This is a genomic window from Streptomyces sp. 184 (assembly GCF_045781775.1).
Classification (GTDB): Bacteria; Actinomycetota; Actinomycetes; order Streptomycetales; family Streptomycetaceae; genus Streptomyces.
Genome location: NZ_CP123230.1, coordinates 5,411,299 through 5,433,590, shown reverse-complemented (window position 1 = coordinate 5,433,590; position 22,292 = coordinate 5,411,299). Strand labels below are relative to the sequence as shown.

The 22,292-nt window shown below is 69.2% G+C and carries 22 protein-coding genes and 1 pseudogene; 11 read left to right on the top strand and 12 right to left on the bottom strand.

From position 1 onward, the window contains the following. Positions 1–13 precede the first annotated feature (13 nt). Positions 14–703, bottom strand: coding sequence for a response regulator (locus QBL21_RS23015; protein WP_407564113.1), 690 nt, complete (start codon positions 701–703; stop codon positions 14–16). Beyond that, positions 700–1,935 (bottom strand): sensor histidine kinase, encoded by a 1,236-nt coding sequence (locus QBL21_RS23010; protein ID WP_407564112.1) that lies wholly within the window; start codon positions 1,933–1,935, stop codon positions 700–702. The genes QBL21_RS23015 and QBL21_RS23010 overlap by 4 nt, the downstream gene beginning before the upstream one ends. A 218-nt stretch (positions 1,936–2,153) precedes the next feature. Between QBL21_RS23010 and QBL21_RS23005 the strand changes: the two genes are divergently transcribed. The 4 genes from QBL21_RS23005 (at position 2,154) to QBL21_RS22990 (ending at position 5,453) form a co-directional block, all read left to right on the top strand. Then, entirely contained in the window at positions 2,154–2,489 is a 336-nt protein-coding gene (locus QBL21_RS23005) for a hypothetical protein (protein ID WP_407564111.1), read from the top strand. Between the two features lie 160 nt (positions 2,490–2,649). Beyond that, positions 2,650–3,612, top strand: coding sequence for a LysR family transcriptional regulator (locus QBL21_RS23000; protein WP_407564110.1), 963 nt, complete (start codon positions 2,650–2,652; stop codon positions 3,610–3,612). A gap of 90 nt (positions 3,613–3,702) precedes the next feature. Further along, positions 3,703–4,617 carry a sterol desaturase family protein gene (locus QBL21_RS22995; RefSeq protein WP_407564109.1) on the top strand — a complete coding sequence of 305 codons (915 nt, stop codon included), beginning with the start codon at positions 3,703–3,705 and terminating at the stop codon, positions 4,615–4,617. A 71-nt stretch (positions 4,618–4,688) separates the two neighbouring features. Then, entirely contained in the window at positions 4,689–5,453 is a 765-nt protein-coding gene (locus QBL21_RS22990; RefSeq protein WP_407564108.1) for a lysoplasmalogenase, read from the top strand. 80 nt (positions 5,454–5,533) lie between these two features. On the opposite strand, the gene QBL21_RS22985 is transcribed toward QBL21_RS22990, so the two are convergent. After that, on the bottom strand, positions 5,534–7,057 hold the full coding sequence (locus QBL21_RS22985; protein WP_407564107.1) for a S8 family peptidase: 1,524 nt from the start codon (positions 7,055–7,057) through the stop codon (positions 5,534–5,536). A 267-nt stretch (positions 7,058–7,324) separates the two neighbouring features. Here QBL21_RS22985 and moaA point away from each other — a divergent pair, with 267 nt between their 5' ends. After that, positions 7,325–8,314, top strand: coding sequence for a GTP 3',8-cyclase MoaA (gene moaA, locus QBL21_RS22980; protein WP_407564106.1), 990 nt, complete (start codon positions 7,325–7,327; stop codon positions 8,312–8,314). Positions 8,315–8,444: 130 nt separating this feature from the next. Here moaA and QBL21_RS22975 read toward each other — a convergent pair whose 3' ends face one another. Both QBL21_RS22975 and QBL21_RS22970 read right to left on the bottom strand, forming a co-directional pair. Then, positions 8,445–8,729, bottom strand: coding sequence for a hypothetical protein (locus QBL21_RS22975; RefSeq protein ID WP_407564105.1), 285 nt, complete (start codon positions 8,727–8,729; stop codon positions 8,445–8,447). Positions 8,730–8,915: 186 nt separating this feature from the next. Then, positions 8,916–9,311, bottom strand: coding sequence for a DUF3099 domain-containing protein (locus QBL21_RS22970; protein WP_407564104.1), 396 nt, complete (start codon positions 9,309–9,311; stop codon positions 8,916–8,918). Between the two features lie 173 nt (positions 9,312–9,484). Here QBL21_RS22970 and QBL21_RS22965 point away from each other — a divergent pair, with 173 nt between their 5' ends. Next, positions 9,485–9,766, top strand: a complete 282-nt coding sequence (locus tag QBL21_RS22965) for a GlsB/YeaQ/YmgE family stress response membrane protein (protein ID WP_407564103.1) — start codon at positions 9,485–9,487, stop codon at positions 9,764–9,766. Positions 9,767–9,821: 55 nt separating this feature from the next. On the opposite strand, the gene tyrS is transcribed toward QBL21_RS22965, so the two are convergent. The 4 genes and pseudogenes from tyrS to QBL21_RS22945 form a co-directional block, all read right to left on the bottom strand. Next, the gene (gene tyrS / locus QBL21_RS22960) at positions 9,822–11,099 is read right to left on the bottom strand and encodes a tyrosine--tRNA ligase (RefSeq protein ID WP_407564102.1); all 1,278 of its coding nucleotides are present in this window, start codon (positions 11,097–11,099) and stop codon (positions 9,822–9,824) included. An 83-nt stretch (positions 11,100–11,182) separates the two neighbouring features. After that, positions 11,183–12,592: a metallopeptidase TldD-related protein gene (locus QBL21_RS22955; RefSeq protein ID WP_407564101.1), complete on the bottom strand. Its 1,410-nt coding sequence runs from the start codon at positions 12,590–12,592 to the stop codon at positions 11,183–11,185. Continuing rightward, a pseudogene (locus QBL21_RS22950) lies at positions 12,589–12,855 on the bottom strand (metallopeptidase TldD-related protein); the annotation flags it as partial. The pseudogene QBL21_RS22950 and the gene QBL21_RS22955, both read right to left, overlap by 4 nt. 350 nt (positions 12,856–13,205) lie before the next feature. Further along, positions 13,206–13,748, bottom strand: a complete 543-nt coding sequence (locus QBL21_RS22945; RefSeq protein WP_407564100.1) for a flavoprotein — start codon at positions 13,746–13,748, stop codon at positions 13,206–13,208. A gap of 105 nt (positions 13,749–13,853) precedes the next feature. Between QBL21_RS22945 and QBL21_RS22940 the strand changes: the two genes are divergently transcribed. The 3 genes from QBL21_RS22940 (at position 13,854) to QBL21_RS22930 (ending at position 16,543) form a co-directional block, all read left to right on the top strand. Continuing rightward, positions 13,854–15,038, top strand: a complete 1,185-nt coding sequence (locus QBL21_RS22940; protein ID WP_407564099.1) for a helix-turn-helix domain-containing protein — start codon at positions 13,854–13,856, stop codon at positions 15,036–15,038. Positions 15,039–15,176: 138 nt separating this feature from the next. After that, entirely contained in the window at positions 15,177–15,608 is a 432-nt protein-coding gene (locus tag QBL21_RS22935; RefSeq protein WP_407564098.1) for an ATP-binding protein, read from the top strand. Between the two features lie 641 nt (positions 15,609–16,249). After that, on the top strand, positions 16,250–16,543 hold the full coding sequence (locus QBL21_RS22930; protein WP_407564097.1) for a hypothetical protein: 294 nt from the start codon (positions 16,250–16,252) through the stop codon (positions 16,541–16,543). A gap of 180 nt (positions 16,544–16,723) precedes the next feature. On the opposite strand, the gene QBL21_RS22925 is transcribed toward QBL21_RS22930, so the two are convergent. Continuing rightward, positions 16,724–17,541, bottom strand: a protein-coding gene (locus QBL21_RS22925; RefSeq protein WP_407560850.1) for an IS5 family transposase whose coding sequence is annotated in 2 segments (ribosomal slippage) — positions 16,724–17,191 and positions 17,194–17,541 — 816 coding nt in all. Because the reading frame shifts where the segments join, the coding sequence is not laid out codon by codon here. A 406-nt stretch (positions 17,542–17,947) separates the two neighbouring features. On the opposite strand from QBL21_RS22925, the gene QBL21_RS22920 reads away from it, so the two are divergent. Both QBL21_RS22920 and QBL21_RS22915 read left to right on the top strand, forming a co-directional pair. Beyond that, a protein-coding gene (locus QBL21_RS22920) for an IS5 family transposase (protein ID WP_407560850.1) occupies positions 17,948–18,765 on the top strand; the annotation gives its coding sequence in 2 pieces (ribosomal slippage) (positions 17,948–18,295 and positions 18,298–18,765; 816 coding nt in all). A gap of 68 nt (positions 18,766–18,833) precedes the next feature. Then, a complete protein-coding gene (locus tag QBL21_RS22915; RefSeq protein WP_407564096.1) occupies positions 18,834–19,556 on the top strand; it encodes a hypothetical protein in 723 nt (240 codons plus the stop codon). Positions 19,557–19,683: 127 nt separating this feature from the next. Here the strand turns inward: QBL21_RS22915 and QBL21_RS22910 are convergent, their stop codons facing one another. Both QBL21_RS22910 and QBL21_RS22905 read right to left on the bottom strand, forming a co-directional pair. Then, entirely contained in the window at positions 19,684–20,511 is an 828-nt protein-coding gene (locus tag QBL21_RS22910; RefSeq protein WP_407564095.1) for a hypothetical protein, read from the bottom strand. Between the two features lie 60 nt (positions 20,512–20,571). Continuing rightward, positions 20,572–21,804, bottom strand: coding sequence for a P-loop NTPase fold protein (locus tag QBL21_RS22905; RefSeq protein WP_407564094.1), 1,233 nt, complete (start codon positions 21,802–21,804; stop codon positions 20,572–20,574). Between the last annotated feature and the right edge of the window lie 488 nt (positions 21,805–22,292).

The following is a 22,292-nucleotide window of genomic DNA, read 5'->3' as shown; positions in this document are numbered from 1 at the left end:
GGCCCCTCCGCGGTCAGCCGGACGGCTGCCCCGCGGCCGGTCCGCGCGGGGTGACCAGGCCCGTCTCGTAGGCGATCACGACGAGTTGGGCCCGGTCGCGTGCGCCGAGCTTCGTCATCGACCGGCTGACGTGCGTCTTCGCGGTGATCGGGCTGATGTACAGCCGGGCGGCGATCTCCTCGTTGCTGAGGCCGCCGCCGACGAGGGTGACGACCTCGCGCTCACGCCGGGTCAGGTCGCGCAGCGCGTCGTCCGCGTCGGGTGCGCCGCCGGCGGGGCGGGACACGTACTCCTGGATCAGCTTGCGCGTCAGCGCGGGGGAGAGCAGCGCGTCGCCGCGGGCGGCGACCCGTACGCCGTGCAGCAGGTCCTCCGGCTCCATGTCCTTGACGAGGAACCCCGCCGCCCCGGCGCGCAGCGCGCCCCAGACGTACTCGTCCACGCCGTAGTTGGTGAGGATGACGACGTGCACGCCGGCCAGGTCGGGGTCCGCGGCGATCCTGCGGGTCGCCTCGATGCCGTCGAGCACCGGCATCTGCACGTCGACCAGCGCCACGTCCGGCCGGTGCCGGGCGGCGAGCCGGACGCCCTCGGCGCCGTCGGCGGCCTCGCCGACCACCTCGATGTCGTCCTCGGCGTCGAGCAGCGCCCGGAACCCGCCCCGGATGAGGGCCTGGTCGTCCACGAGCAGCACGCGGATCACGTGGCCGCCTCCGCGGCAGGCTCGCCGGCCGGCCGCAGCGGCAGCTCGGCCCGTACGCGGAAGCCGCCCTCCGGCCGCGGCGCGGCGTGCAGTTCGCCGCCGAGCGCGGCGACGCGCTCGCGCATCCCCGTCAGCCCGATGCCCGGCTCCGGCGGCGCCCCGGGGTCGGCGGCGCCGTCGTCGTCGACCTGGACGACGACCCTGTCCGGCGCGTACGACACGTGCACGCCGACCGCCGCCGCCGGTCCCGCGTGCCGCGCGACGTTCGTCAGCGACTCCTGCACGATGCGGTACGCCGCCCGGTCCACCTCCGCCGGCAGCACCGGCCGCTCGCCCGCGACGGCCACCGTCGCCGGCACCCCCGAGCCCCGGGCCCGCTCCACCAGCTCCGCCAGCTTCTCCAGGCCGACGCCCTCGGCGCCGTCGGCGTTGCGCAGGACGTGCAGCGTGGAGCGCAGCTCGCGCGCGGCGTCGCCGCTGGCCTCCTGGATGGCCAGCAGCGCCGGGGTGGGCTCCTCGCCGCGCTTCTTCGACAGGTGCACGGCGACCCCGGCCTGCACCTTGATCACGGAGATGCTGTGCGTGAGGGTGTCGTGCAGCTCGCGGGCGATACGCAGCCGCTCCTCGTCGGCGCTGCGCTGCGCGTTCTCCGCGGCCCGCTCCTCGGCCTGGGCGAGCATCGCCTCGTGCTGGATGCGCATCGCGGCGCCCATGGCGCACGCCACCACCCAGCCGAACGTCAGGAACCGCTTCTCCAGCGCCGCGCGCAGCGCGTCGTCACCCAGCGGCAGCAGGGGCAGCGAGCCGAGGCTCACCGTGAGGCTGAGGACGGCGGTGACGACGAAGAAGGCGCGGTGCCCGCCGCGGATGCAGCGGTAGACGGCGACCAGCATCGGCAGCACCGGGCTGCCGTCGGGGTAGCCGCGGAGCTGGTACACGACCATGGCCAGCGCCGCGACCACCAGCACCGCGCGCGGGAAGCGGTGCCGGGCCACCAGCGCCGCGCTGCCCGCCGTGCCGAGCACCCAGGCGAGCGCGTCGAAGCCGGTGCGCCCGTCCGGCGCCAGCAGCATCGTGCCCACGCAGGCGAGCGCCACGGCGGCGGCGAAGCCCGCGTCCCTGGCGTACGCGCGGGCGTCGCGCGCCGTCTCGCGCCCGTCCTCGATCGCGGTCGCGAGATAGCGGAGCACCGTGTGCTCGCTGTTCGCGTCCGTCTGTGCTGCCGCCGTCATGTCCTGCACCGTAACCAACCGGCGCCGGTCAGGCGTCCTCCGGTAGGCGCAGTGCGCGCTGCTGCCCAGGTTGCAGGCGGCGGGCCCGTACACCCCTGACCGCAGTGCGGGAGCCGCTCGGCGGACGATGACGCGCGGCGGTGCGGGGGCGGATCGTGGAGCGCGACGGCAGCCGGTCGGGAGACGGCCGGCATGCGCACGGCAGACGGAGGCCCACCATGCCCCTTTACGGAGCTGACGGAGACCAGCGTGTACGGATCCCGCAGCCCGCGGCGCCACGGGACGCCGTACGCGTCCCACGGCCCGGCGCCGGACCGTGGGACCCGGCGGCCCGGCACACCCGGCACCTGCGGCTGCGGCTGGCGGACCCGGCGCGCCGGGGCGAGGCGCGGCGGCTGCTCGCGCTCGTCCTCGACCTCCCCCCGCTGCCCGGCGCCGACCCGGCGGTGCTGATCGCCGAGGTGCCGGACGGCCGGCGGGCGGTGGACGTGCTGATCGAGCTGGCGTGGTCGGGGATCGAGGTGGACGAGTTCGCGCTCGAAGCGGGGGCGTGACGGCCCGCGCCGGGAGCGGCGACGAGGGAGCGCGCCCGGCGCCGGGCATCAACTCCCAGGTCCCCGGGGTCACTTGGCGGGGAGCGGGGGACGTATCGTGTGGCGCGTCCATGCAAAAAAGTGATGGCGCTGGCGACGAGGGCGGTGACACGATCCCACGGTGGACTCACGATATCTGCGCGCCTTCGTGACGGTGGCCGAGACCGGCGGGATATCGGCGGCGGCCGAGCGACTGGGGTACGCGCAGTCCAGCCTCAGCGCCCAACTGCGGCGCCTGGAGCAGGAACTGGGCGTCACGGTCGTGGTCCGCACCTCCACCGGCGCCTCCCTCACCGACGCCGGCCGCCGGCTGCTGCCGTACGCGCGCGAGGCGCTGGAGATCGACGCGCGCATGCGCAGCGCCGCCGCCGCCTCCCGGCCCCGGCTGCGCATCGGCGCGCCGGAGACGCTGGCGGGCGAGTGGCTGCCCGACATCGTCACCGCGCTCGACTACGGCGCCGGCGGCCCGGACGCGGACGCGGAGATCAGCGTCGTCGTCGGGCCCCGCGAACATCTGGCGGAGCAACTGGCCGCCGGCGAACTGGACCTCGCCTTCCACTTCGACGACGGCAGCAGCACCGCGGGACCCAGCGTGGTCGTCGGCCACGAGGAGGTCGTGGTCGTCGCCGGCCCGGCCCACCCGCTGGCGGACGCGGCGGAGGTCACGGAGGCGGACGTGCTGGCCGCCGACTTCCTCGTCGCCGAGCCGGGGTGCAGCTCCACCGTCCTCTACGACCGCCTCAGCCGCGACCTCCCCGCCCGCTCCCGCGCCGCCACCGCCGCCGGCTCCCTGCCCGCGCTGCGCCGCCTGGCGGCGCACGGCCGCGGCCTGGCGCTGCTGCCCAAGCTGGCCGTCGTACGGGACCTGGAGGACGGCGGCCTCGTCGACCTCCCGCTGGCCACCCGTCCCCTCCCGGTGGCCATCGAGGCCCGCTGGCGCCCGGACCCGGGCCAGGCGGAACCGACGCTGCGCGCGGTCCTCCGCCTCGCCCGCCGCCACACCGACCAGCTCCCCGCGCCCGCCGCCGCGGTACGCCCGGGCGCCACCCCCGGCCGCCCCCCGGCCACCGCCCGTACCGCCTGACCCACCGCCACCCGCCCCGCGGCAGCCCGCGGCGAACCGGTCGGTAACCCTGTCTGGCGGAGCCGCGGACTCCGCTCTATCGTGCGAGACATGCCCGATCTGCCGGACGTGGTGCTCTGGTCCATACCGGCGTTCCTGCTGCTCACCGCCGTCGAGGCGGTGAGCTACCGGCTGCACCCCGACGACGACGCGGCCGGCTACGAGTCCAGGGACGCCGCGACGAGCATGACCATGGGGCTCGGCAGCGTCTTCTTCGACCTGCTGTGGAAGATCCCGATCGTGGCGATCTACGCCGGTGTCCACGAGCTGACGCCGCTGCGGATCCCGGTCGAGTGGTGGACGCTGCTGCCGATGCTGCTCGCGCAGGACTTCTTCTACTACTGGTCCCACCGCGGCCACCACGTGATCCGGATCCTGTGGGCGTGCCACGTGGTGCACCACTCCAGCCGGAAGTTCAACCTCAGCACCGCGCTGCGGCAGCCGTGGACGGGCTTCACCTCGTGGGTGTTCTACCTGCCGCTGATCGTGGCCGGCGTGCACCCGGCGGCGCTGGCGTTCTGCTCCTCGACCAACCTCGTCTACCAGTTCTGGATCCACACCGAGCGCATCGGCACCCTCTGGCGCCCCTTCGAGTCCGTCTTCAACACCCCCTCCCACCACCGCGTGCACCACGCCGCCCAGGGCAACTACCTGGACCGCAACTTCGGCGGCATCCTCATCGTCTGGGACCGGCTGTTCGGCTCCTTCGAGCCCGAGGGGGAGGCATGCCTCTACGGGCTGACGAAGAACATCACGACGTACAACCCGCTGCGGGTCGCCACCCACGAGTACGCGGCCCTCGCCCGCGACATCCGCGCGGCCCGCGGCTGGCGCGAGGGCCTGTCCCACGCCCTCCGCCCGCCGGGCTGGCACCCGCCCCCTTCCCCGGCTCCCTCCTCGGCCGCCTCTCCTGCTCCCTCCCCGGCCCCGGTCTCGCTCACCAGGTCGTCCCGGCCCGCTCCCTGACGTGCCCTCCTCTCCGGTGAAGAGGTCCGTCCCGGGACGACGGGCGGCGGTCCGTGCGCCAGACTGAGCCCATGGCCGAAGCAGCCGCCCCCACCCACGGCCCCCGGCGGCGTCTCCGGATGCGCCGCGGGGCCGTCGCGCGGAGTGCCGTCGGGGTGTTCGCGGCGGCCTGCGCCGCGCAACTGGCCGGGCAACTCGCCGGGGCCGACTGGCTCGTTCACGCCTCCAAGCCGCTGCTGATGCCCGCCCTCGCCGCGTACGCCGCCGCCCGCGGGGCACCGCGGGCGCTGGTCGCCGGGCTGGTCCTCGGGTGGGCCGGGGACGTGCTGCTCCAGGTCGGCGGGGACGGGCCGTTTCTGGCCGGGATGGGGGCGTTCGCCGCCGGGCACGTCTGCTACCTGACGCTGTTCCGCCGCCAGGGCCGCCTGCCCCGCGTACGGGAACGGGGGCTCGTCGTCGCCTACGTGGCCGCCTGGGGCGCCGGCGTCGCCGCGCTGTGGCCGGGGCTCGACCCCGGCCTGCGCGGGCCTGTGGCGGCGTACAGCCTGCTGCTCGCCGCGATGGCGCTGGGCGCGGCCCGGTTCGGGCCGCGGGCGGGCGCGGGCGGTGCGCTGTTCCTGCTGTCCGACACCCTCATCGCCACCGACCTCGCCGACCGTCCGCAGCCGCCCGCCGCCGGGTTCTGGGTGATGGCGACGTACCTGGCGGCCCAGTACCTCATCGCGGACGGCGTCCTGCGCAGCCGCACGCCGCTGCCCGCAGGCGTCAGGAGCGGGCAGGGGGAAGGCGGCCACGGGGAAGGCGGGCACCACGAAGGCCGGGCGGCGGTGCCCTGAGGCACCGCCGCCCGGCCCGGTGGGGGCGGCCCTGCGGGCCGCCCCCGAGTGCCGCCGGTGGTTGCGTCACCGGCCGGCGCTCACCGCCGTACGGCGTCGTAGGCGTCCACGATCCCCGCCCCGTAGAAGGCGTTGTTCCGCTTGCTGCCGGTGCAGGTGGAGTCCTCCACGCCGTTGCCGTCCGGGTCGTAGAACTCCGGGCAGCCCGGGTTGTCCGCCTGCGCCTTCAGCATCAGGTGCAGCAGCGTCGGGGACAGCCGCGGGTGCTTGCTCTTGACGAGCGCGGCGACGCCCGCGGCGTGCGGCGTGGCCATCGACGTGCCCTGGAGCCAGCCGTACTTGTTCTCCGGCAGGGTGGACAGGATGCGGCCGTTCTTCGACGGCGTCTCCGGGATCTGGTAGCCGTCGCCGCCGGGTGCGGCGATGTCCACGACGTTCTTGCCGTAGCTGCTGTAGTACGACTTGTCGTCGTTCACGCCGGTCGCGGACACGGTCACGATGCCCGGCAACTGGGTCGGCACGTCCCAGCACTCGGACGGGTCGATCGTGCGCTCCACGGGCGTGCTGTCGTCGGGGCTGGAGGCGTCCACGATCTCGTCGGAGGCGAGGTCGTCGTTGGAGTTGCCGGCCGCGGCCAGGTGCAGGGTGCCCTTGCCCATGGCGTACAGCGAGGCGCGGTTGACCGCGTCGACGATCGCCCGCTGGTCGGGGTCGTCGAGGCAGTTGTACAGCCACGGGTCGACGTAGTAGCTGTTGTTGGTGATCTCGATGCCGTGGTCGCCCGCGAAGACGAAGGCGCAGACGACTGCCTCGGCGAAGAACAGCGCGGTGTCGGGCTCGCTCACCTTGAGCGAGGCGACCTGCACGCCGGGCGCGACACCGGCCACGCCGACGCCGTTGCGCGCGGCGGCGATCTCGCCCGCGACGTGGGTGCCGTGGTAGTCGCCCGCCGGGTCGAAGGGCCGCCAGGCGCCCTCGCTGGTGTCCGCGACGCCGCCGACGCAGTTGGCGGACTGCTCGGCGGAGAAGTTGGCCTTGAGGTCGGGGTGCCGGTCGTCCACGCCGGTGTCGATGACGCCGACGGTCACGTCACGGCTGCCGATCGAGACCTTGTGCGCCTTGTCGGCGCCGATCGCCGGCAGGTCCCACTGCTCGTTCTCCAGCGGCTCGACGTCCGGGTCCTGCGAGCGGGCCTTGGCCGCGCCCTCGTAGACCTCCGGTGCGCTGGTCTCCAGCGTCCCCGACGCCTCCAGCGGCGCGGTGCGGGTCGCGCCCGCGGAGTGCACGCCGCGCACGCCGCGCAGCTCGGCCGCGAAGTCCGGGTTGGCGGACCGGGCGACGAACACGCCGATCTTCTTGTGCGTGACGACCACCGAGCCGTCCGCGGCGGCGATCGCGTCCTTGACCCGGGCGATCGTCTTGCCGTCCGTCTTCGTGTTGACCACGTACGAAAAGTTCTCGCCGGCCGCGGCCCCGGCGCTGCCGCCGGGTTCCGGCGCCGACGCGGCGGAGGCCGCCCCCGGCAGGAGGCCGAGCGCCGCCGCGAGGGTGAGCCCTAGGGGCACCGCCAGCAGGCGCCGGCCGCGGGGTCGGAGATGAGTCATGGGATCTCCAGATCATCAGTCGGAATCCGCCGCGGACAGCTGCCGCGGTCAGGTACACGGCAAGCGAACGTAGCGCTGATCACCCGCGACCATCAATACATCGCCGTGCAGTGACTTTTGGCGTGTCGTGCACGCCAGGCGCTCGCGGCCCAGCCGTCACGTGCGTACGGCGGGAACCGTCCACCCGTAAACTCAACAAACTGTTGAATGTCGGAGCCCTGGCGTAGGGTGCGAGAGGTCAGGTTCCGCCGTGGGAGGGCCGGCACCATGCTGCGTGACACCTATGGACGAGTCGCCACCGACCTGCGCGTCTCACTCACCGACCGCTGCAACCTGCGGTGTACGTACTGCATGCCCGAGGAGGGGCTCCAGTGGCTCGGCAAACCCGAGCTGCTCACGGACGACGAGATCGTCCGCCTCGTGCGCCTCGCGGTCACCGAGCTGGGCGTGACCGACGTGCGCTTCACCGGCGGCGAGCCGCTGCTGCGCCCCGGGCTCACCGGCATCGTCGAGCGCTGCGCCGCGCTCACGCCCCGCCCGAAGCTCTCCCTGACCACCAACGGCATCGGCCTGGAGCGTACGGCCCCCGCCCTCAAGGCCGCCGGCCTGGACCGGGTGAACGTCTCGCTGGACACCCTGCGGGCCGACGTGTTCCACCGGCTGACCCGCCGCAAGCGCCACGGCGACGTGCTCCGCGGCCTCGCCGCCGCCCGGGCCGCCGGGATGGAGCCGGTGAAGGTCAACAGCGTGCTGATGTCCGGGTTCAACGAGGAAGAGGCCCCCGACCTGCTCGCCTGGGCCGTCGCGGAGGGGTACGAGCTGCGGTTCATCGAGCAGATGCCCCTCGACCCGCAGCACGGCTGGCAGCGCGACGGCATGATCACCGCCGGCGACATCCTCGCCTCCCTGCGCACCCGCTTCGAGCTGACCCCCGAGGGCGACGCGGCGCGCGGCTCCGCACCCGCCGAGCGCTGGCTCGTGGACGGCGGCCCGGCCCGCGTCGGCGTCATCGCCTCCGTCACCCGGCCCTTCTGCCGCGCCTGCGACCGCACCCGGCTGACCGCCGACGGGCAGGTGCGCAACTGCCTGTTCGCGCGCGAGGAGACCGATCTGCGGGGCGCGTTGCGCTCCGGTGCGCCGGACGCGGAGGTGGCGCGGCTCTGGCGCGAGGCGATGTGGGGCAAGAAGGCGGGCGCGGGCCTCGACGACCCGTCGTTCGTCCAGCCGGACCGGCCGATGTCCGCAATCGGCGGCTGACACGGGCCGGTTGCGCACGGTCCGGCAGCCGGCGGCGCCCGGCACCGGACTTCGAGTCCCGGCCCCCGGCCCCGCTTCTCGGTCCCGCCTCTCAGCCCGGGTTCTCAGCCCGGGTTCTCAGTCCGGGTTCTCAGCCCCGTTCCGGACCCGGCCCGCTTTCACCGCCGGCGTCCTTTTCCGCGCTCTTCGCCGCGCTTTTCTCCGCTTCCTGCCAGTCCGCCAGCGTGACGACCTCTTTGAGAAAGTCGCGTACGCCCAGAAAGCGGCTCAGGTATTCGCGGTGCTCCTCGCACGCGAGCCAGGTCTTGCGGCGCTCGGGCGTGTGCAGCTTGGGGTTGTTCCAGGCGAGCACCCACACCGCGGGCGTACGGCAGCCCTTGGCGGAGCAGATGAGAGAGGGGTCAGCGGTGTTCACGGGAACCCAGCCTACGTGCCGGAACAAGGGCGACGCCGGGCAGCCACGGGGGGAGCTGCCCGGCGTCGGTCCGTCGCTCCGACGGGGGATGCGGAGCGCGTACGAAGTATGTCACGCGAGGAGGGCCGCCCGGCACCGGATGGGCATATTTGATTTGAGCTTTTTCTGAGCTTGCACTCTTGGTGATCAAACGGTCGGCGGAGTGCTATCGCTGGTCGGCGACTCGTTCCCGGCGGGGGCCGGTTCACCTGGGACGTCGGTCTCGCGCGGGGTCCGCGGCGGCGGGGCGATCACCGTGCGCGGCGGGGCGACGGTGAAGGTGGAGGGCAGCGAACGGACGTTCTCCCGGCCCGCGTTCGCGATGATCACCGCGAAGTACGGGATGAACATGCCGAGGACGAGCGCGACGACCGCGATGTGCCGCTCGACGTTCCAGAGCAGCGCGGCGGCCACCACCGAGATCGCCCGGACCACCATGGAGATCACGTACCGCCGCTGCCGGCCGCGCACGTCGTCGTCCAGGCTCTGTCTGGCGCCGGTGATCCTGAACACGTCGGCATCGCCGCGGCGCTTCCGTTTCACACTCCACCCCCTGGCACTGGGTACCTCCCCAAGGTACGCCGCGAAAGCCCTTCCCTCGACGCCGGGGCGGTACAGACCGCCCCGCAACCCGAACGGCCCTGGCCGGAATGCATCCCCCGGGCCGCCGTCCGAAACTGGCACGGCAGGCGGACCCCGCTGCACTAGGAGGCGACATGAGCTGGCTGTGGGCCATCATCCTGGGCCTGATCCTGGGCGTCATCGCCCGGATCATCCTGCCCGGCAAGCAGGCCATCCCCCTGTGGCTGACCACGATCTTCGGCATCATCGGGGCCGTCCTCGGCAACGCCGTGGCCTCGGCGATCGGCGTGGACGACACCAAGGGAATCGACTGGATCCGGCACATCCTCCAGCTCGCCGGCGCCGTGGCCATCGTCGCCCTGGGCACCCCGCTGTACGAGAGCATGCGCGGCCACAAGAACCGCAGCCCCCGCTAGCGGCAGCCCGTCCCGCCGTCCCGCGTGCACCGGCGCGCGGAACGGCGGGACGGGCTCACCCGGCCTCGGGGGCCGCCAGCTCGACCGCCGCCAGGTTGCGCTTGCCGCGGCGCAGCACCAGCCAGCGGCCGTGCAGCAGATCCTCCGGGGCCGGCACCGCGTCCTCGCCCGTGACCTTCACGTTGTTCACGTACGCCCCGCCCTCCTTGACCGTCCTGCGGGCGGCCGACCGGCTCGGCGCCAGGCCCACCTCGGCGAGCAGCTCCACCACCGGACCCAGCTCGGTGACCCGTGCGTGCGGCACCTCGGCCAGCGCCGCCCGCAGCGTCGCCTCGTCCAGCTCGCCCAGCTCCCCCTGCCCGAACAGCGCCCGCGACGCGGCCACCACCGCGGCGCACTGCTCCGCGCCGTGCACCAGCGTCGTCAGCTCCTCCGCCAGCGCCCGCTGCGCGGCCCGCGCCTGCGGGCGCTCCTCGGTCTGCCGCTCCAGCTCGGTCAGCTCCGCGCGGCTGCGGAAGCTGAGGATCCGCAGGTAGCGGGAGACGTCCCGGTCGTCGACATTCAGCCAGAACTGGTAGAAGGCGTACGGCGTCGTCAGTTCCGGGTCGAGCCAGACCGCACCGCCCTCCGTCTTGCCGAACTTCGTGCCGTCGGCCTTCGTCATCAACGGCGTCGCCAGCGCGTGCACCGCGGCGTCCGGCTCGACCCGGTGGATCAGGTCGGTGCCCGCCGTCAGGTTGCCCCACTGGTCGCTGCCGCCGGTCTGGAGCGTGCAGCCGTGCCGCCGGTACAGCTCCAGGAAGTCCAGCCCCTGGAGGATCTGGTAGCTGAACTCGGTGTAGCCGATGCCGTGCTCGGACTCCAGCCGGCGGGCGACGGCCTCCTTGGCGATCATCTTGTTCACCCGGAAGTGCCGCCCGATGTCGCGCAGGAACTCGATCGCGGACAGGCCCGCGGTCCAGTCCAGGTTGTTGACCATCCGGGCGGCGTACGGGCCCTCGAAGTCGAGCAGCGGCTCGATCTGCGCGCGCACCCGCTCCACCCAGCCGGCGACGACCTCCGGGTCGTTCAGCGTGCGCTCCGCGTCCGGCTTCGGGTCGCCGATCTGGCCCGTCGCGCCGCCGACCAGCGCCAGCGGCAGGTGCCCGGCCGTCTGGAGCCGGCGCATGGTCAGCACCTGCACCAGGTGGCCGACGTGCAGGCTGGGCGCCGTCGGGTCGAAACCGCAATAGAACGTGACGGGACCGTCCGCGAGCGCCTTGCGCAGTGCGTCCTCGTCGGTGGACAGGGCCAGCAGCCCGCGCCACCGCAGCTCGTCGACGATGTCCGTCACGTCTCTCGCATCTCCTCGGTTCTGGTCCGCATCCCGGTCTCGTACGCAGCCGCACCCGCGGCTGCGTACGAGGGTAATGGCGCCTAGACGCCCTGGCTGACGGAGCTCATGTGGAAATCCGGGATCCGCACGGGCGGCATCGCCGCCCGGGTGAACCAGTCGCCCCACTCCCGCGGCAGCGTCCGCTCCGTGGCCCCGGCCTCGGCCGCCCGCGCCAGGAGGTCCACGGGCGACTCGTTGAAGCGGAAGTTGTTCACCGCCCCGGTCACCTCGCCGTTCTCCACCAGATACACGCCGTCCCTGGTCAGCCCGGTCAGCAGCAGCGTCGCCGGGTCCACCTCGCGGATGTACCACAGGCAGGTCAGCAGCAGCCCCGGCCCGTCGTGCCCCAGGTCCGCGACCATCTCGTCCAGCGACTTCGTGCCGCCCCCGTCCAGCACCAGGTTGTCCGCCTCGGGCGTGACGGGCAGCCCGGTGAGGTCACCGGTGAAGCGGTCGGTCAGCAGGTGCCGCAGCGTGCCCTCGCGCAGCCAGTCCGTGGGCTCGACCGGCAGCCCGTTGTCGAAGACCGACGAGTCGTTGCCGGAGGCGTGCGCGATCACGAACGGCGCGGACTCCAGGCCCGGTTCCGCCGGGTCGCTGCGCAGCGTCAGCGGCAGCCCGGCAAGCTTCTCGCCGACGCGCGTGCCGCCGCCCGGCTTGCTGAACACCGTGCGGCCCTCGTGGGCGTCGCGGCCGGAGGCGGACCAGAACATGTAGACCAGCAGGTCGGCCACCGCGCTCGGCGGCAGCAGCGTCTCGTACCGCCCGGCGGGCAGCTCCACCGCGCGCTCCGCCCACGCCAGCCGCTGCGCCAGCTCGGCGTCCAGCTCGGCCGGGTCGACGTCGGTGAAGTCCCGCGTCGAGCGGCCCGCCCAGGCGGACTTCGTCCGGTCCGGGGACTTGGCGTTCAGCTCCAGCGTGCCGGTCGGCTGGTCGTGGCGCAGCCGCAGCCCGGTGGAGGTGCCGAGGTAGGTGGAGGTCACCATGTGGTTCGCGAAGCCGTAGAGCTGCCGGCCGCCGGCCCGGGCGCGGGCGAAGGACTCGCCGAGCGCCGGCGCGAAGGCGGCGAACACGTCGGAGGAGGTCTCGGCGGGCGGCTCGGTGAAGTCGGCCGAGTGCGGCACGCCCGCCACCAGCGGGCGGGCGTCCTCCGCCGGCGCCCCCTCGCGGGCCGCCGCCTCCGCGGCCCGTACCAGCGACTCCAGGTCCTCGGCGGTGACCGCGGCGCGGGAGACGACGCCGGAGGCGGTGCCCTCCCGGCCGTCGACGGTGGCGATGACGGTGAGCGTACGGCCGCGCGTCTCGCCGTTCGTCGTCAGGGTGTTGCCCGCCCAGCGGAGGTTCGCGGTCGACTCCTCGTCGGCGATGACGACGCAGCCGTCGGCGCGCGACAGCTCCAGCGCCCGCTCGACGGTCTCGTGGGGCTCGGTCGTCCGGGTCGTCCGCGTCATCGGCCGGCCTCCTGGGTGGTGTTGAGGATGTTGACGTTCCGGAAGAGGGCCGACGGGCAGCCGTGCGAGACGGACGCGGCCTGGCCGGGCTGGGCCTTGCCGCAACTGAACGTGCCGCCCAGCACGTACGTCTCCGGGCCGCCGATCGCCGACATCGAGCCCCAGAAGTCGGTCGTCGTCGCCTGGTACGCCACCTCCCTGAGCTGGCCGGCGAGCCTGCCGTTCTCGATCCGGAAGAACCGCTGCCCGGTGAACTGGAAGTTCACCGGAGAAGCAGGGGGCATACCCGTGTACCGGGCGTAGGGGCAGGTCAGACGGCGTTTCATGGTTCACCCTCCATCCCTGTTCATGCCGGTTGAAACCGGACTGTACGGGGTCTGGTGATGACTTCGTGTCGACCTCCGGAGTCCGATTACGACGCTTTCAAGGAACCCGGTCACTGCTTGCTCACACAGTGCCTTCTTTGCAGGTCAGGCGCCTATCGGTGCTTCGCGCCGGTTCAGCCGGTGATCACTCTAGCCAACATCAGCACGGTCGGAACGGCTAGCCAAGGGCGCGGCTCGACACTGGGTGTCCGGCGAGGTCGAGCACGGCTCCTGCGGTAGCCGTCAGGTCAAACGATCAGTCTCGTGGCCGCTTCAAGAGCCAGGTGCCAGGGGTATTCGTCCGGCCGGCCCTTGCCCGGCTCGTTCGGTACGAATCCGCCTTCGCCGTAGAGGACGTGCACCCCCATGGAACGAAGGGTCTCGATGCTGCGCGTGAACTGCGTGTGCTGCACATAGGCTGCGTTCACGCACGGCATGGTCACCAGCGGGATGTTCTTGCCGATCCCCTCGGCGGCGAACCCGACGACGAACTTCTCAGTGATCCCCAGGGCCCACTGATTGATGGTGTTGAAGGTGGCAGGGGCGATGACGCCGACGTCGGCAGGCGGCCAGACGTCCGGCTCATGAGGCAGCTTGTACTGGCTGCGGACCGGATACCCGGTCAGTCCCTCCAGCCGGGGCACTTGGTCGTCCAGCCACCGGGCGGCGGTGGGGGTGAGCCCGAGACACACGCTCCATCCCCCCGCCTGTGCGCGTTTGATGACGTCCTCGACGCCGAGCACGGGCGGAGCGGCGCTGCCCAGCAGGTAAAGCACGCGGTTCCTGGCCATTCGCGCAGTTCATCGTGCGGGGACGGGCTGGTGCAACCGGGAAAAACCGTCTCAGACGACTCCCCGGCGGGTAGCTTCGGGGGAGGAGTGACGGAACGGAGCCCTATGCCCCTTCGCGACGAGGACCACACAGGGGCGCGCATCGCGCACCATCGCAAGCGTGCGGGACTGACTCAGCGCGCCCTGGCCGACAAGATCCCGTACTCGTACAGCCTGCTCACTCAGGTAGAGAGCGGGCACAAGCCCGCCAGCCCCGACCTGGTCGCCACCGTGGCGCGTACGTTGGCCATCGACGTGACCGCCCTCACGGGTCAGCCATATGTGACCGAACTCCAGCAGGACAGACTCGCCGGGCTGATCCGGCCGATCCGCGAAGCGCTCGATCTCTACGACCTGGGCGCCGACCCCGATATTGATCCGAGGCCGACCCTCCAACTCGTCGCCGCCGCGGAGAACCTGTGCCAGCAGGTGAGGGCCACGAAGCTCCATGACGCCGCGCTGGACCTTCCCGGGCTGATCGCCGAGATCACCACGGCCGCGCACCGCGCGCCGTCGTCGGAACTGTGGGCCGCACTGTCCAGCACCTTCCGCACGGCCCATGACATCTCGGTGAAGCTCGGCTTCTACGACCTGTCCACCGTGGCGCTGGACCGGATGGACTGGGCCGCCGCCCGCGCGGCGGACCCGCTCTTGGGCGCGGTGCGCCAGTACATGCGTGCGCTCGTGTACTTCCGCGAGGGTGAGTACACGATCGGCCGGCGGCTCGTCTCGTCCGGTCACGGACTGCTGAGCCAGGCCACCCCGTCGAGAGAGCGGGAGGTGGTTGCCGGACAACTCCACCTGGGCGCCTGCATCATCGCGGCTCGTGCCCGCGACAGGGGTTCGGTAGAGACGCACCTCACCGAGGCCCGTGCCCACGCGGAACGAGTCGGCGAGGCGTCAGACGTTCATTGGCTGTCCTTCGGTCCGACCAACGTCGCGGCGCACGCCGTGTCCGCGAACATCGAACTACGCGAGTACGGGGAGGCGCTGAAGGAAGCCTCAGGCGTGGTGATCCCGAAGGACTGGGCGGTCTCCCGTGCCGCGCACTTCTACGTGGACCAGGCGCGCGCACAGATGGAAGCGGGGCGCAGCGAAGCCGCCCTGAAGTCGATCACGCAGGCACGCCGGTTGGCGCCCCAGCAGACCCGCTACCACTCGGGGGCACGCGAGACGATCAGGGGACTCGTCCACGTGGCGCGGCGTACCCCGGACACGTTGGATCACTTGGCGGCTTGGGTCGGTCTCTAGCACTCACACTCCCTAGCCCCTACTTTCACTCAACTGTGAAAGCTGGGGGCTCTTCGCGTCCTCAGGATGGATCACGGGCCGATCGAGCGACTAGGACCCGATGGGCGGCCCGTGACCAACGTTTTGAGGCGATGAGTGATGCCGAGGACAACGGCCGATCGGACGGTCATCCGCGACCCGTCGGTGATGACGTGGCAGTGGCGGCGGCATCGCCGGTGTGTGGCGTTGGCGCGGGCGCAGGCGCGTAAGGCGGTGGCCAGGTGGGGGCTGGCCGGGATCGAAGAACCGGCCGCGCTGGTGGTCTCGGAGCTGGTGACGAACGCCGTGGTTCATGCCCGCGCATCGCCGGGTCGGGAGATTCTGACGCGGTTTATCCGGCTGGACAACGGGGTGCGCATCGAGGTTCATGACGCCTCCGATGAGCGCCCGGTGCCGCGTGTGCCGGGTGACGACGGTGGGTTCGGGTTGCTCCTGGTCGATGAGCTGACGGACCGGTGGGGCGTCGCGGAGCGCGGTGGGATCGGCAAGTGCGTATGGGCCGTGCTGACCACCGATGGGGGTGGCGAGTGACCTCGCGGGTGGGAGCGGCGCTTCGGACGGCAAGGACCGGTGGTCGTGATGTGGATCGCTGCGTGTGCGTCTTGGTAGCCCGGCTGTTGCGGGCAGGGCCTGCCCCGCGTCGGAGGTGGGATGGGCGGCTGCCGCTGGGCGCGGTTGTCCTGTGAGACCGGGCGGGGGCGCTGTGGAGCAAGGGGACCAGCGCTCCCGTCCTCACGACCCTCCTGGACGCTCCCTCCCTCGGGCGTCTGGGGGATGGTCGGCGGAGCTGCCTCTCTGCCGACGACCCGGCCCCGGGTCTTTCCCGATCCTCGGACCCGGGGCCGGGGCTATCGCAAGTTCTCCTGCGTGGTGAGGGAGGAGGTGATGGCTATGTGCCCGGCATGCGGTGGCGGCCTGGAAGGCAGTGGCAAGAGGACGAAGTACGCGAAGGAAGGTGAGACGCACGACACGTGATCGTGATCGGCGTCTTGCCGCAGCCACAGATCTGATGACCGGACCACCCCGAACCTTGGCGGGCGAGGGTGGCCCGGCTGGGAGCCGCGAGCGACCCCGGTGCCGAGGGTACCGGGGCGCTCGTCGTGCCATGGTCCAACTCGGCGGATCAGTTGCGGAGTTCTGCCAGAGACAACGGTCAAGGAGTGATCCGGCACATGGGCGACCCTTGGGACGCGGGGTTCGAAGAGGAGGAGGCATTCGACCTGGACGCGGTGGTGTGGCTGCCGGGGGTGGACTACCTGAGCGGCTGGCGGGAGGCACAGACAGCGGCGGAGGAGCTGGCCGGGGCGCTGAGGGCCGCGGGTGGGGACACGTCGGGGGTGCGGGCGCGGGCGGATACCGGGTGTGACGGTGTCGGGGTGGTGCGGCTCGCGCTTCCGGTGGCCACAGTGCGGGAGATCGCCCGGCTCGCCCGGGGCGCCACGGGGCGGCTGCGCAAGGCCAGTTGACCCCGGGTCTGCGACCCGGCCGGCATGTGCGGGCTCCTACGAGCGCGGGTGGCTGGAGAGGGTTGGGACGGGAGCTGCCATGGGGTGGGAGATCATGGGGCCTTAAGCTGACCGGCGATCGGGCTGGTTGTGGACCTGCCCGTAATGGGCCGATGTGGCCCCATGATCTTAGACAATGTCTCACGTGGTGAGTTTCGCGAGCTTCTTGTAGCAGGTCAGGGTTGCCGCGAGCCCGAGGAAGGCCAGGAAGTGGCTGCCTTCGCGCTCGTACCGGACGGTCAGGCGGCGGTAGCCGAAGAGCCAGGAGATTGACCGTTCGATCTTCCAGCGGTGTCGGCCCAGGCGCTCGCCGGACTCGACGCCGGGCCGGGCGATACGCGGAACGATGCCCCGCTCACGCAGCCACTTCAGCCTCTCAGCGGAGTAGTACGCCTTGTCGGCACGGAGTATGCCGGGGCGGCGTCTGCGGGGACCGCGCCGGGACCGGATGGCGGGTATGCCGGCGACCAGCGGCAGCAGCGCCTGGCTGTCGTGGACATTGGCGCCGGAGACGCCGAGGGCCATGGGTAAGCCCTGTGCGTCGGACAGGACGTGGAGTTTGCTGCCTTTCTTACCGCGGTCGACCGGATTGCGCCCGGTCAGCGATCCCCCCTTTTCGCGCGGACGGAGGCCGCATCCACAATCGCCGAGGACCAGTCCACCTCACCACGGGCGCCGAGTTCGTCCAGAACGGTCTGATGCAGGCGACGCCAGAGGCCGGCCTCAGTCCATGCGGCGAACCGGCGGTGTGCAGTCGCCGGCGAGACACCGAACGTCTCCGGCAGATGCCGCCAGGCGCATCCGCTGGTCAGCACGTACACGACGGCAGTGAACACCGCTCGCTCATCAACCGGGGCCGTGCCTCCGCCCTGCGGACGCGACGCAAACGGCGGCAGCAACGGAGCAACGAGGGACCACAGTTCGTCAGGAACCAGCCTCTGCGACAGACCAACACGCATGGCACGGCATCATGCCGCATCAACCCGACACCACATGAGACAACCTCTTAGGGCCCCGCCCCATGGTGGCTGTCTCAAGCCTCGGAGGCCACCCGCCCCAGCCAAAGAGCGCGGCGATTCCCTACCACGCTTGGCGTGATCACGGCGCTCGGCTCGAAATTGTCCCGAGCCGCTTCGGGGCACACACGACGTGCCAGATGCTTCTTCTCCATTGACATCCACTGATCGAGCACGAATGTAGAGTGACGGAAACCTGGGGTTACATGTCAGAGAAGTCGGGCACAATTATCCCATGGCTGATGAGAAAGTTCGAGAGGAAGACCATCTTCAACGCAGGCGGGTCCCAATTCGGTCACTTAGAGGTTGTCTCATGTGGTGTCGGGTTGATGCGGCATGATGCCGTGCCATGCGTGTTGGTCTGTCGCAGAGGCTGGTTCCTGACGAACTGTGGTCCCTCGTTGCTCCGTTGCTGCCGCCGTTTGCGTCGCGTCCGCAGGGCGGAGGCACGGCCCCGGTTGATGAGCGAGCGGTGTTCACTGCCGTCGTGTACGTGCTGACCAGCGGATGCGCCTGGCGGCATCTGCCGGAGACGTTCGGTGTCTCGCCGGCGACTGCACACCGCCGGTTCGCCGCATGGACTGAGGCCGGCCTCTGGCGTCGCCTGCATCAGACCGTTCTGGACGAACTCGGCGCCCGTGGTGAGGTGGACTGGTCCTCGGCGATTGTGGATGCGGCCTCCGTCCGCGCGAAAAGGGGGGATCGCTGACCGGGCGCAATCCGGTCGACCGCGGTAAGAAAGGCAGCAAACTCCACGTCCTGTCCGACGCACAGGGCTTACCCATGGCCCTCGGCGTCTCCGGCGCCAATGTCCACGACAGCCAGGCGCTGCTGCCGCTGGTCGCCGGCATACCCGCCATCCGGTCCCGGCGCGGTCCCCGCAGACGCCGCCCCGGCATACTCCGTGCCGACAAGGCGTACTACTCCGCTGAGAGGCTGAAGTGGCTGCGTGAGCGGGGCATCGTTCCGCGTATCGCCCGGCCCGGCGTCGAGTCCGGCGAGCGCCTGGGCCGACACCGCTGGAAGATCGAACGGTCAATCTCCTGGCTCTTCGGCTACCGCCGCCTGACCGTCCGGTACGAGCGCGAAGGCAGCCACTTCCTGGCCTTCCTCGGGCTCGCGGCAACCCTGACCTGCTACAAGAAGCTCGCGAAACTCACCACGTGAGACATTGTCTTAAGGGTTCGACGGAGGAATCGACCGAGGCGCTAAGAGACGGAATTTACCTTGACGAATTGGAGCGCCAGGCAGTCATCGTCAACAACCATATCGCTTTCGCATGGAAGCGAGCAATGCGGGATGATTGTCCGCCCAACGACCCCGAGGTATGGGCATCATTGCAGGCGGCACTATTCGCCGCAATCGTTGTTCAACGGATCCTACACCCAGGTAAGGTCCGTAAATATCCGCAACATCAGAGCCAGCGGAAGTCACAGGAATTCGCACAGTGTCGTGGTGAGCGTCTGCGAAACCTCCTGGGACAGGCAGCGGATGCATCGGTTTTGCAGCTGACAAAGAATGTCCGTGACCCATTCGAGCATGTGGATGAGCGACTTGACCAGATCATGGTGTCAGATCCCATCTCCTTGTCGGATTGGTACATCTCTACAGGAAAGGCACTTGTCACTCCCCGTCTTATGACAGAATCCAGCAAGCCAAAAGGTTACGGGTTGCGCGTCTTTTTCCCTGCTGGTGGTGTTCTCTATTTTGGCAGCGATGTGTTGGATCTGTACGAGTTGGACGTGTCAATGCTGGAACTTCGTGCCGCAATTGATGCGGCGCGGGAGAAGGTGCGCACAAAGATTAGCGGAAGATCCATGTTCGGAGGTTCGGTAGTGGTGGATCTCCTCACGGCAGAGGGTATCCAAAAGCGTGTGGAATCTTGGCTTATGGAACGTGAGGGGCGCGGTCATGACGTTGGGGTCCGCGTGGGAGTACAGTCAGAAACAGGAGAATAGCGACCGCAAAGTTCTTTTCCCTATACTTTGTTTCAGTCATGGCGGAACTTACTGATCGAAATTCCTTTGACCTCGCCCGTCTCTTTGTGCTGCTGACTCTGCGGTCCTGTAAGTTTTGCCACTGGGGTCAGAATTGTTCTGGCCTCCAGCCCGCTGCGTATTGGTCGAATGCAGAGATGGCTCTTTGTAGACGCTTACTTACTGGACGGTCAACGATGTGTTCCTTCAGCCGCTCAACTGCGGAAGTTAGTTGATCTTCACCGCCGAATACGGAAACTAGCGCCTCCCAAGCGATTCGGTCTTCGAAACTGACGACTACGCTTCCTAGCGTCTTTGTTCGGCTGGGAGAAAGGCTGGTTTCCAAGAGGCGAGCGGTTACTGCTGGGACTGTTGCCGATTCAATGACAGGTACGCCTGATTCCGCATTGCAGTCAATTGCTTGTACAACCGTGAGCAGCAGTTCCCTCTCCGAACTCAACCTATCCGCTGGAGCAGACTTCAGGTTTTCACGGAGGTGATCCCGAAGGGCCTCTTCCAACTCCGGACTGATTATCCGCTCTTCTGTTTCCCGGCGAGTCCCAACTAGAGTTAGGAACCTCAAGCGGGCGTACGGGCTCTCCACGCCGTTATAAACCGTACGTGCCACTAAATCGGCGTTCTCGGGATTGACGCGCTGCATCAGTTTCCGTACCGGCCGCAAGGCTGTGTAATCTCGACCTACGTCGATCATTCCGGCCGGTTCTTCGCTAAAGCGGGGCAGCAGCTTCAGGAGTGCGATTGCCGTTTTTGGAATTGCGCTAATATCGATTCCATCGACATGGGCAAGGAAGCGATCGAGTGCGTCTTCCAGGTAGTCGTCCGGTACGGCAGCAAGTGCTTCTGTGAACTCTTGCTCATCTTCAGCAGCGCTAACAATTGCGTAAACCTGGCTGCTCGGCGCGGTGCCTGACGGCAAATCCCGATGAAGGTAATATTTGAGGACGGTTGGGTGGGCGACCCTTCGGTCGCGTCGCCATCATTGGGACGATTCAGCCCCATGCCACAAATTCTCAGTGTGAAGTTGAGCCGCGGGGAAGATGTACCGGATGAGAGAATTACCCACCTCGCTCGGCAGGGCGCCTTGCACGGCGGCGACTTTTTCGGCGTCTGACGCGAGCATAGCTTGGTTACGGGTGCCGGTTTGCCAACTATGAACAGTCGTCAAGGCACCGACGTGTTCTGCGATCAGATCGTGCGCGGACGGCCGCATAACGCGAATAGCTTCCAGTGCTACGAGATCCGGCAAAGCGACTTCTTCTCCCGCAGACCGGACAGTTAGGCTTAGGGAGGACAGAAATCTCTTCACATCCCTAACTGTGCTGAAGAGTGGTCTGACTACTTGCCAGAATACGTCAGGGAAGCGTTCCTCACCGACATCGGGAATGATCATGTTGGCAAGAGCTTCTTGAATTCCTGTGCGAAGAGCTGAAGCCAAGGCTTCGTCCGCGGCTGGGGGCACCTCAACGGAGGTCTTCACAATCTTCTCTAGGTAGGCTGCGCCATTAAGCCCTTCCTCGCTCAATGCGCTTTCGACCATCTTCCTGTCGAAACAGAGGAGGTACACCACGTTAGGAAAGGAGCCATTCAGTCGGACTAGTCGAAACAAGTCACGGATCTCCTGGCGATTGAGACGATCAATATCGTCAATAAGTAAAATAATTCTCCCGTCGAGGCGGTTCAATGCCTCAGAGATTTCTATCCTCTGCTCATGGATGCTAGTGCTTAGAGCCTGGGAAATCCCCTCCGATGTTTTCTGTGCGGCATCAAGGAGGGTAGCTGCTCCCGGCATAAATTTAAGTGGTGAGAGAGATGCAGAGTACCTATTGAACTTATCCGCGATGATGGCGGTTGCGGTCTTGAGTCGTTCCTTGCGGTTTCGGCTGCCACTCAGTTGCATTGCCATCTCGTCGAAGAAGAATCGGATTAGATGGTCGGTTCCCGAGAAATACCACGGGTTGAACTCAACGACTTCCACCGAATCTTGTTCACGCAGGATATTGGCAGTCAGGTTGAGTAGAGATGTCTTGCCGGTCCCCCACTTACCGGTAATTGCAACCACCGCGCCACGTTTGGCATTGAGGGCCTGGGCTTCGTCAGCGATGGCAGTCGCCAAACGCGACCGATTCAGCAGATCGTCCTCTGCGGTGAGGATCGGATCATCTCCCGCAAAGAGTTCGGAGCGTCCGGGCGTGGCGTTGGGTTCAGTCATGGGATCACCTGGTTCAGGTTGTCTCGTTGAGTCATACCATAATTGATAAGAGTCGGTTTGTCTGGAAGTTGTAAATTATCGGTTGATGCAGCGCTGAACCCGGTCGGTGGAGAGGGTCTGAGCTGGAGTTATTCAGGGCGGAGGTATCGGAGAACTACGAGCCGGCTAGCGGTGGGACTGGGCTCCTGGCCTGTACAAATGAGGCCGGGGTGTCCTCGGATCGGAGGCTCGCCCCAGTGGACCAGAGCCTTAGGGCGGTCTACCCCGGCCACTGTCCGGTGCGGAAGCGCAGAGGGCGGTTGCTAGGGCGGCGACGGGTGCCCGGCGGGATCGGCCGCCAGGCCGCACGCCCGCCGGAAGCGCCCGGCCAGCCGGCGCGCCCTTGAGTAAGTAGAGACAGATTTCGACAGGTTGCCTGGCGGCCCCAAGTGATCAGTCTCGTACGGGACTGTAAAACGTTCGGTGTAACTCCCGATCATGGAAGTTGC

Bases quoted from the DNA above. Each gene is read 5' to 3' on its own strand.
- QBL21_RS23010 (WP_407564112.1), bottom strand. From the start codon at position 1,935: ATGACGGCGGCAGCACAGACGGACGCGAACAGCGAGCACACGGTGCTC.
- QBL21_RS23005 (WP_407564111.1), top strand. From the start codon at position 2,154: ATGCCCCTTTACGGAGCTGACGGAGACCAGCGTGTACGGATCCCGCAG.
- QBL21_RS22995 (WP_407564109.1), top strand. From the start codon at position 3,703: ATGCCCGATCTGCCGGACGTGGTGCTCTGGTCCATACCGGCGTTCCTG.
- QBL21_RS22990 (WP_407564108.1), top strand. From the start codon at position 4,689: ATGGCCGAAGCAGCCGCCCCCACCCACGGCCCCCGGCGGCGTCTCCGG.
- QBL21_RS22985 (WP_407564107.1), bottom strand. From the start codon at position 7,057: ATGACTCATCTCCGACCCCGCGGCCGGCGCCTGCTGGCGGTGCCCCTA.
- moaA (WP_407564106.1), top strand. From the start codon at position 7,325: ATGCTGCGTGACACCTATGGACGAGTCGCCACCGACCTGCGCGTCTCA.
- QBL21_RS22965 (WP_407564103.1), top strand. From the start codon at position 9,485: ATGAGCTGGCTGTGGGCCATCATCCTGGGCCTGATCCTGGGCGTCATC.
- QBL21_RS22955 (WP_407564101.1), bottom strand. From the start codon at position 12,592: ATGACGCGGACGACCCGGACGACCGAGCCCCACGAGACCGTCGAGCGG.
- QBL21_RS22945 (WP_407564100.1), bottom strand. From the start codon at position 13,748: ATGGCCAGGAACCGCGTGCTTTACCTGCTGGGCAGCGCCGCTCCGCCC.
- QBL21_RS22940 (WP_407564099.1), top strand. From the start codon at position 13,854: ATGCCCCTTCGCGACGAGGACCACACAGGGGCGCGCATCGCGCACCAT.
- QBL21_RS22935 (WP_407564098.1), top strand. From the start codon at position 15,177: ATGCCGAGGACAACGGCCGATCGGACGGTCATCCGCGACCCGTCGGTG.
- QBL21_RS22930 (WP_407564097.1), top strand. From the start codon at position 16,250: ATGGGCGACCCTTGGGACGCGGGGTTCGAAGAGGAGGAGGCATTCGAC.
- QBL21_RS22905 (WP_407564094.1), bottom strand. From the start codon at position 21,804: ATGACTGAACCCAACGCCACGCCCGGACGCTCCGAACTCTTTGCGGGA.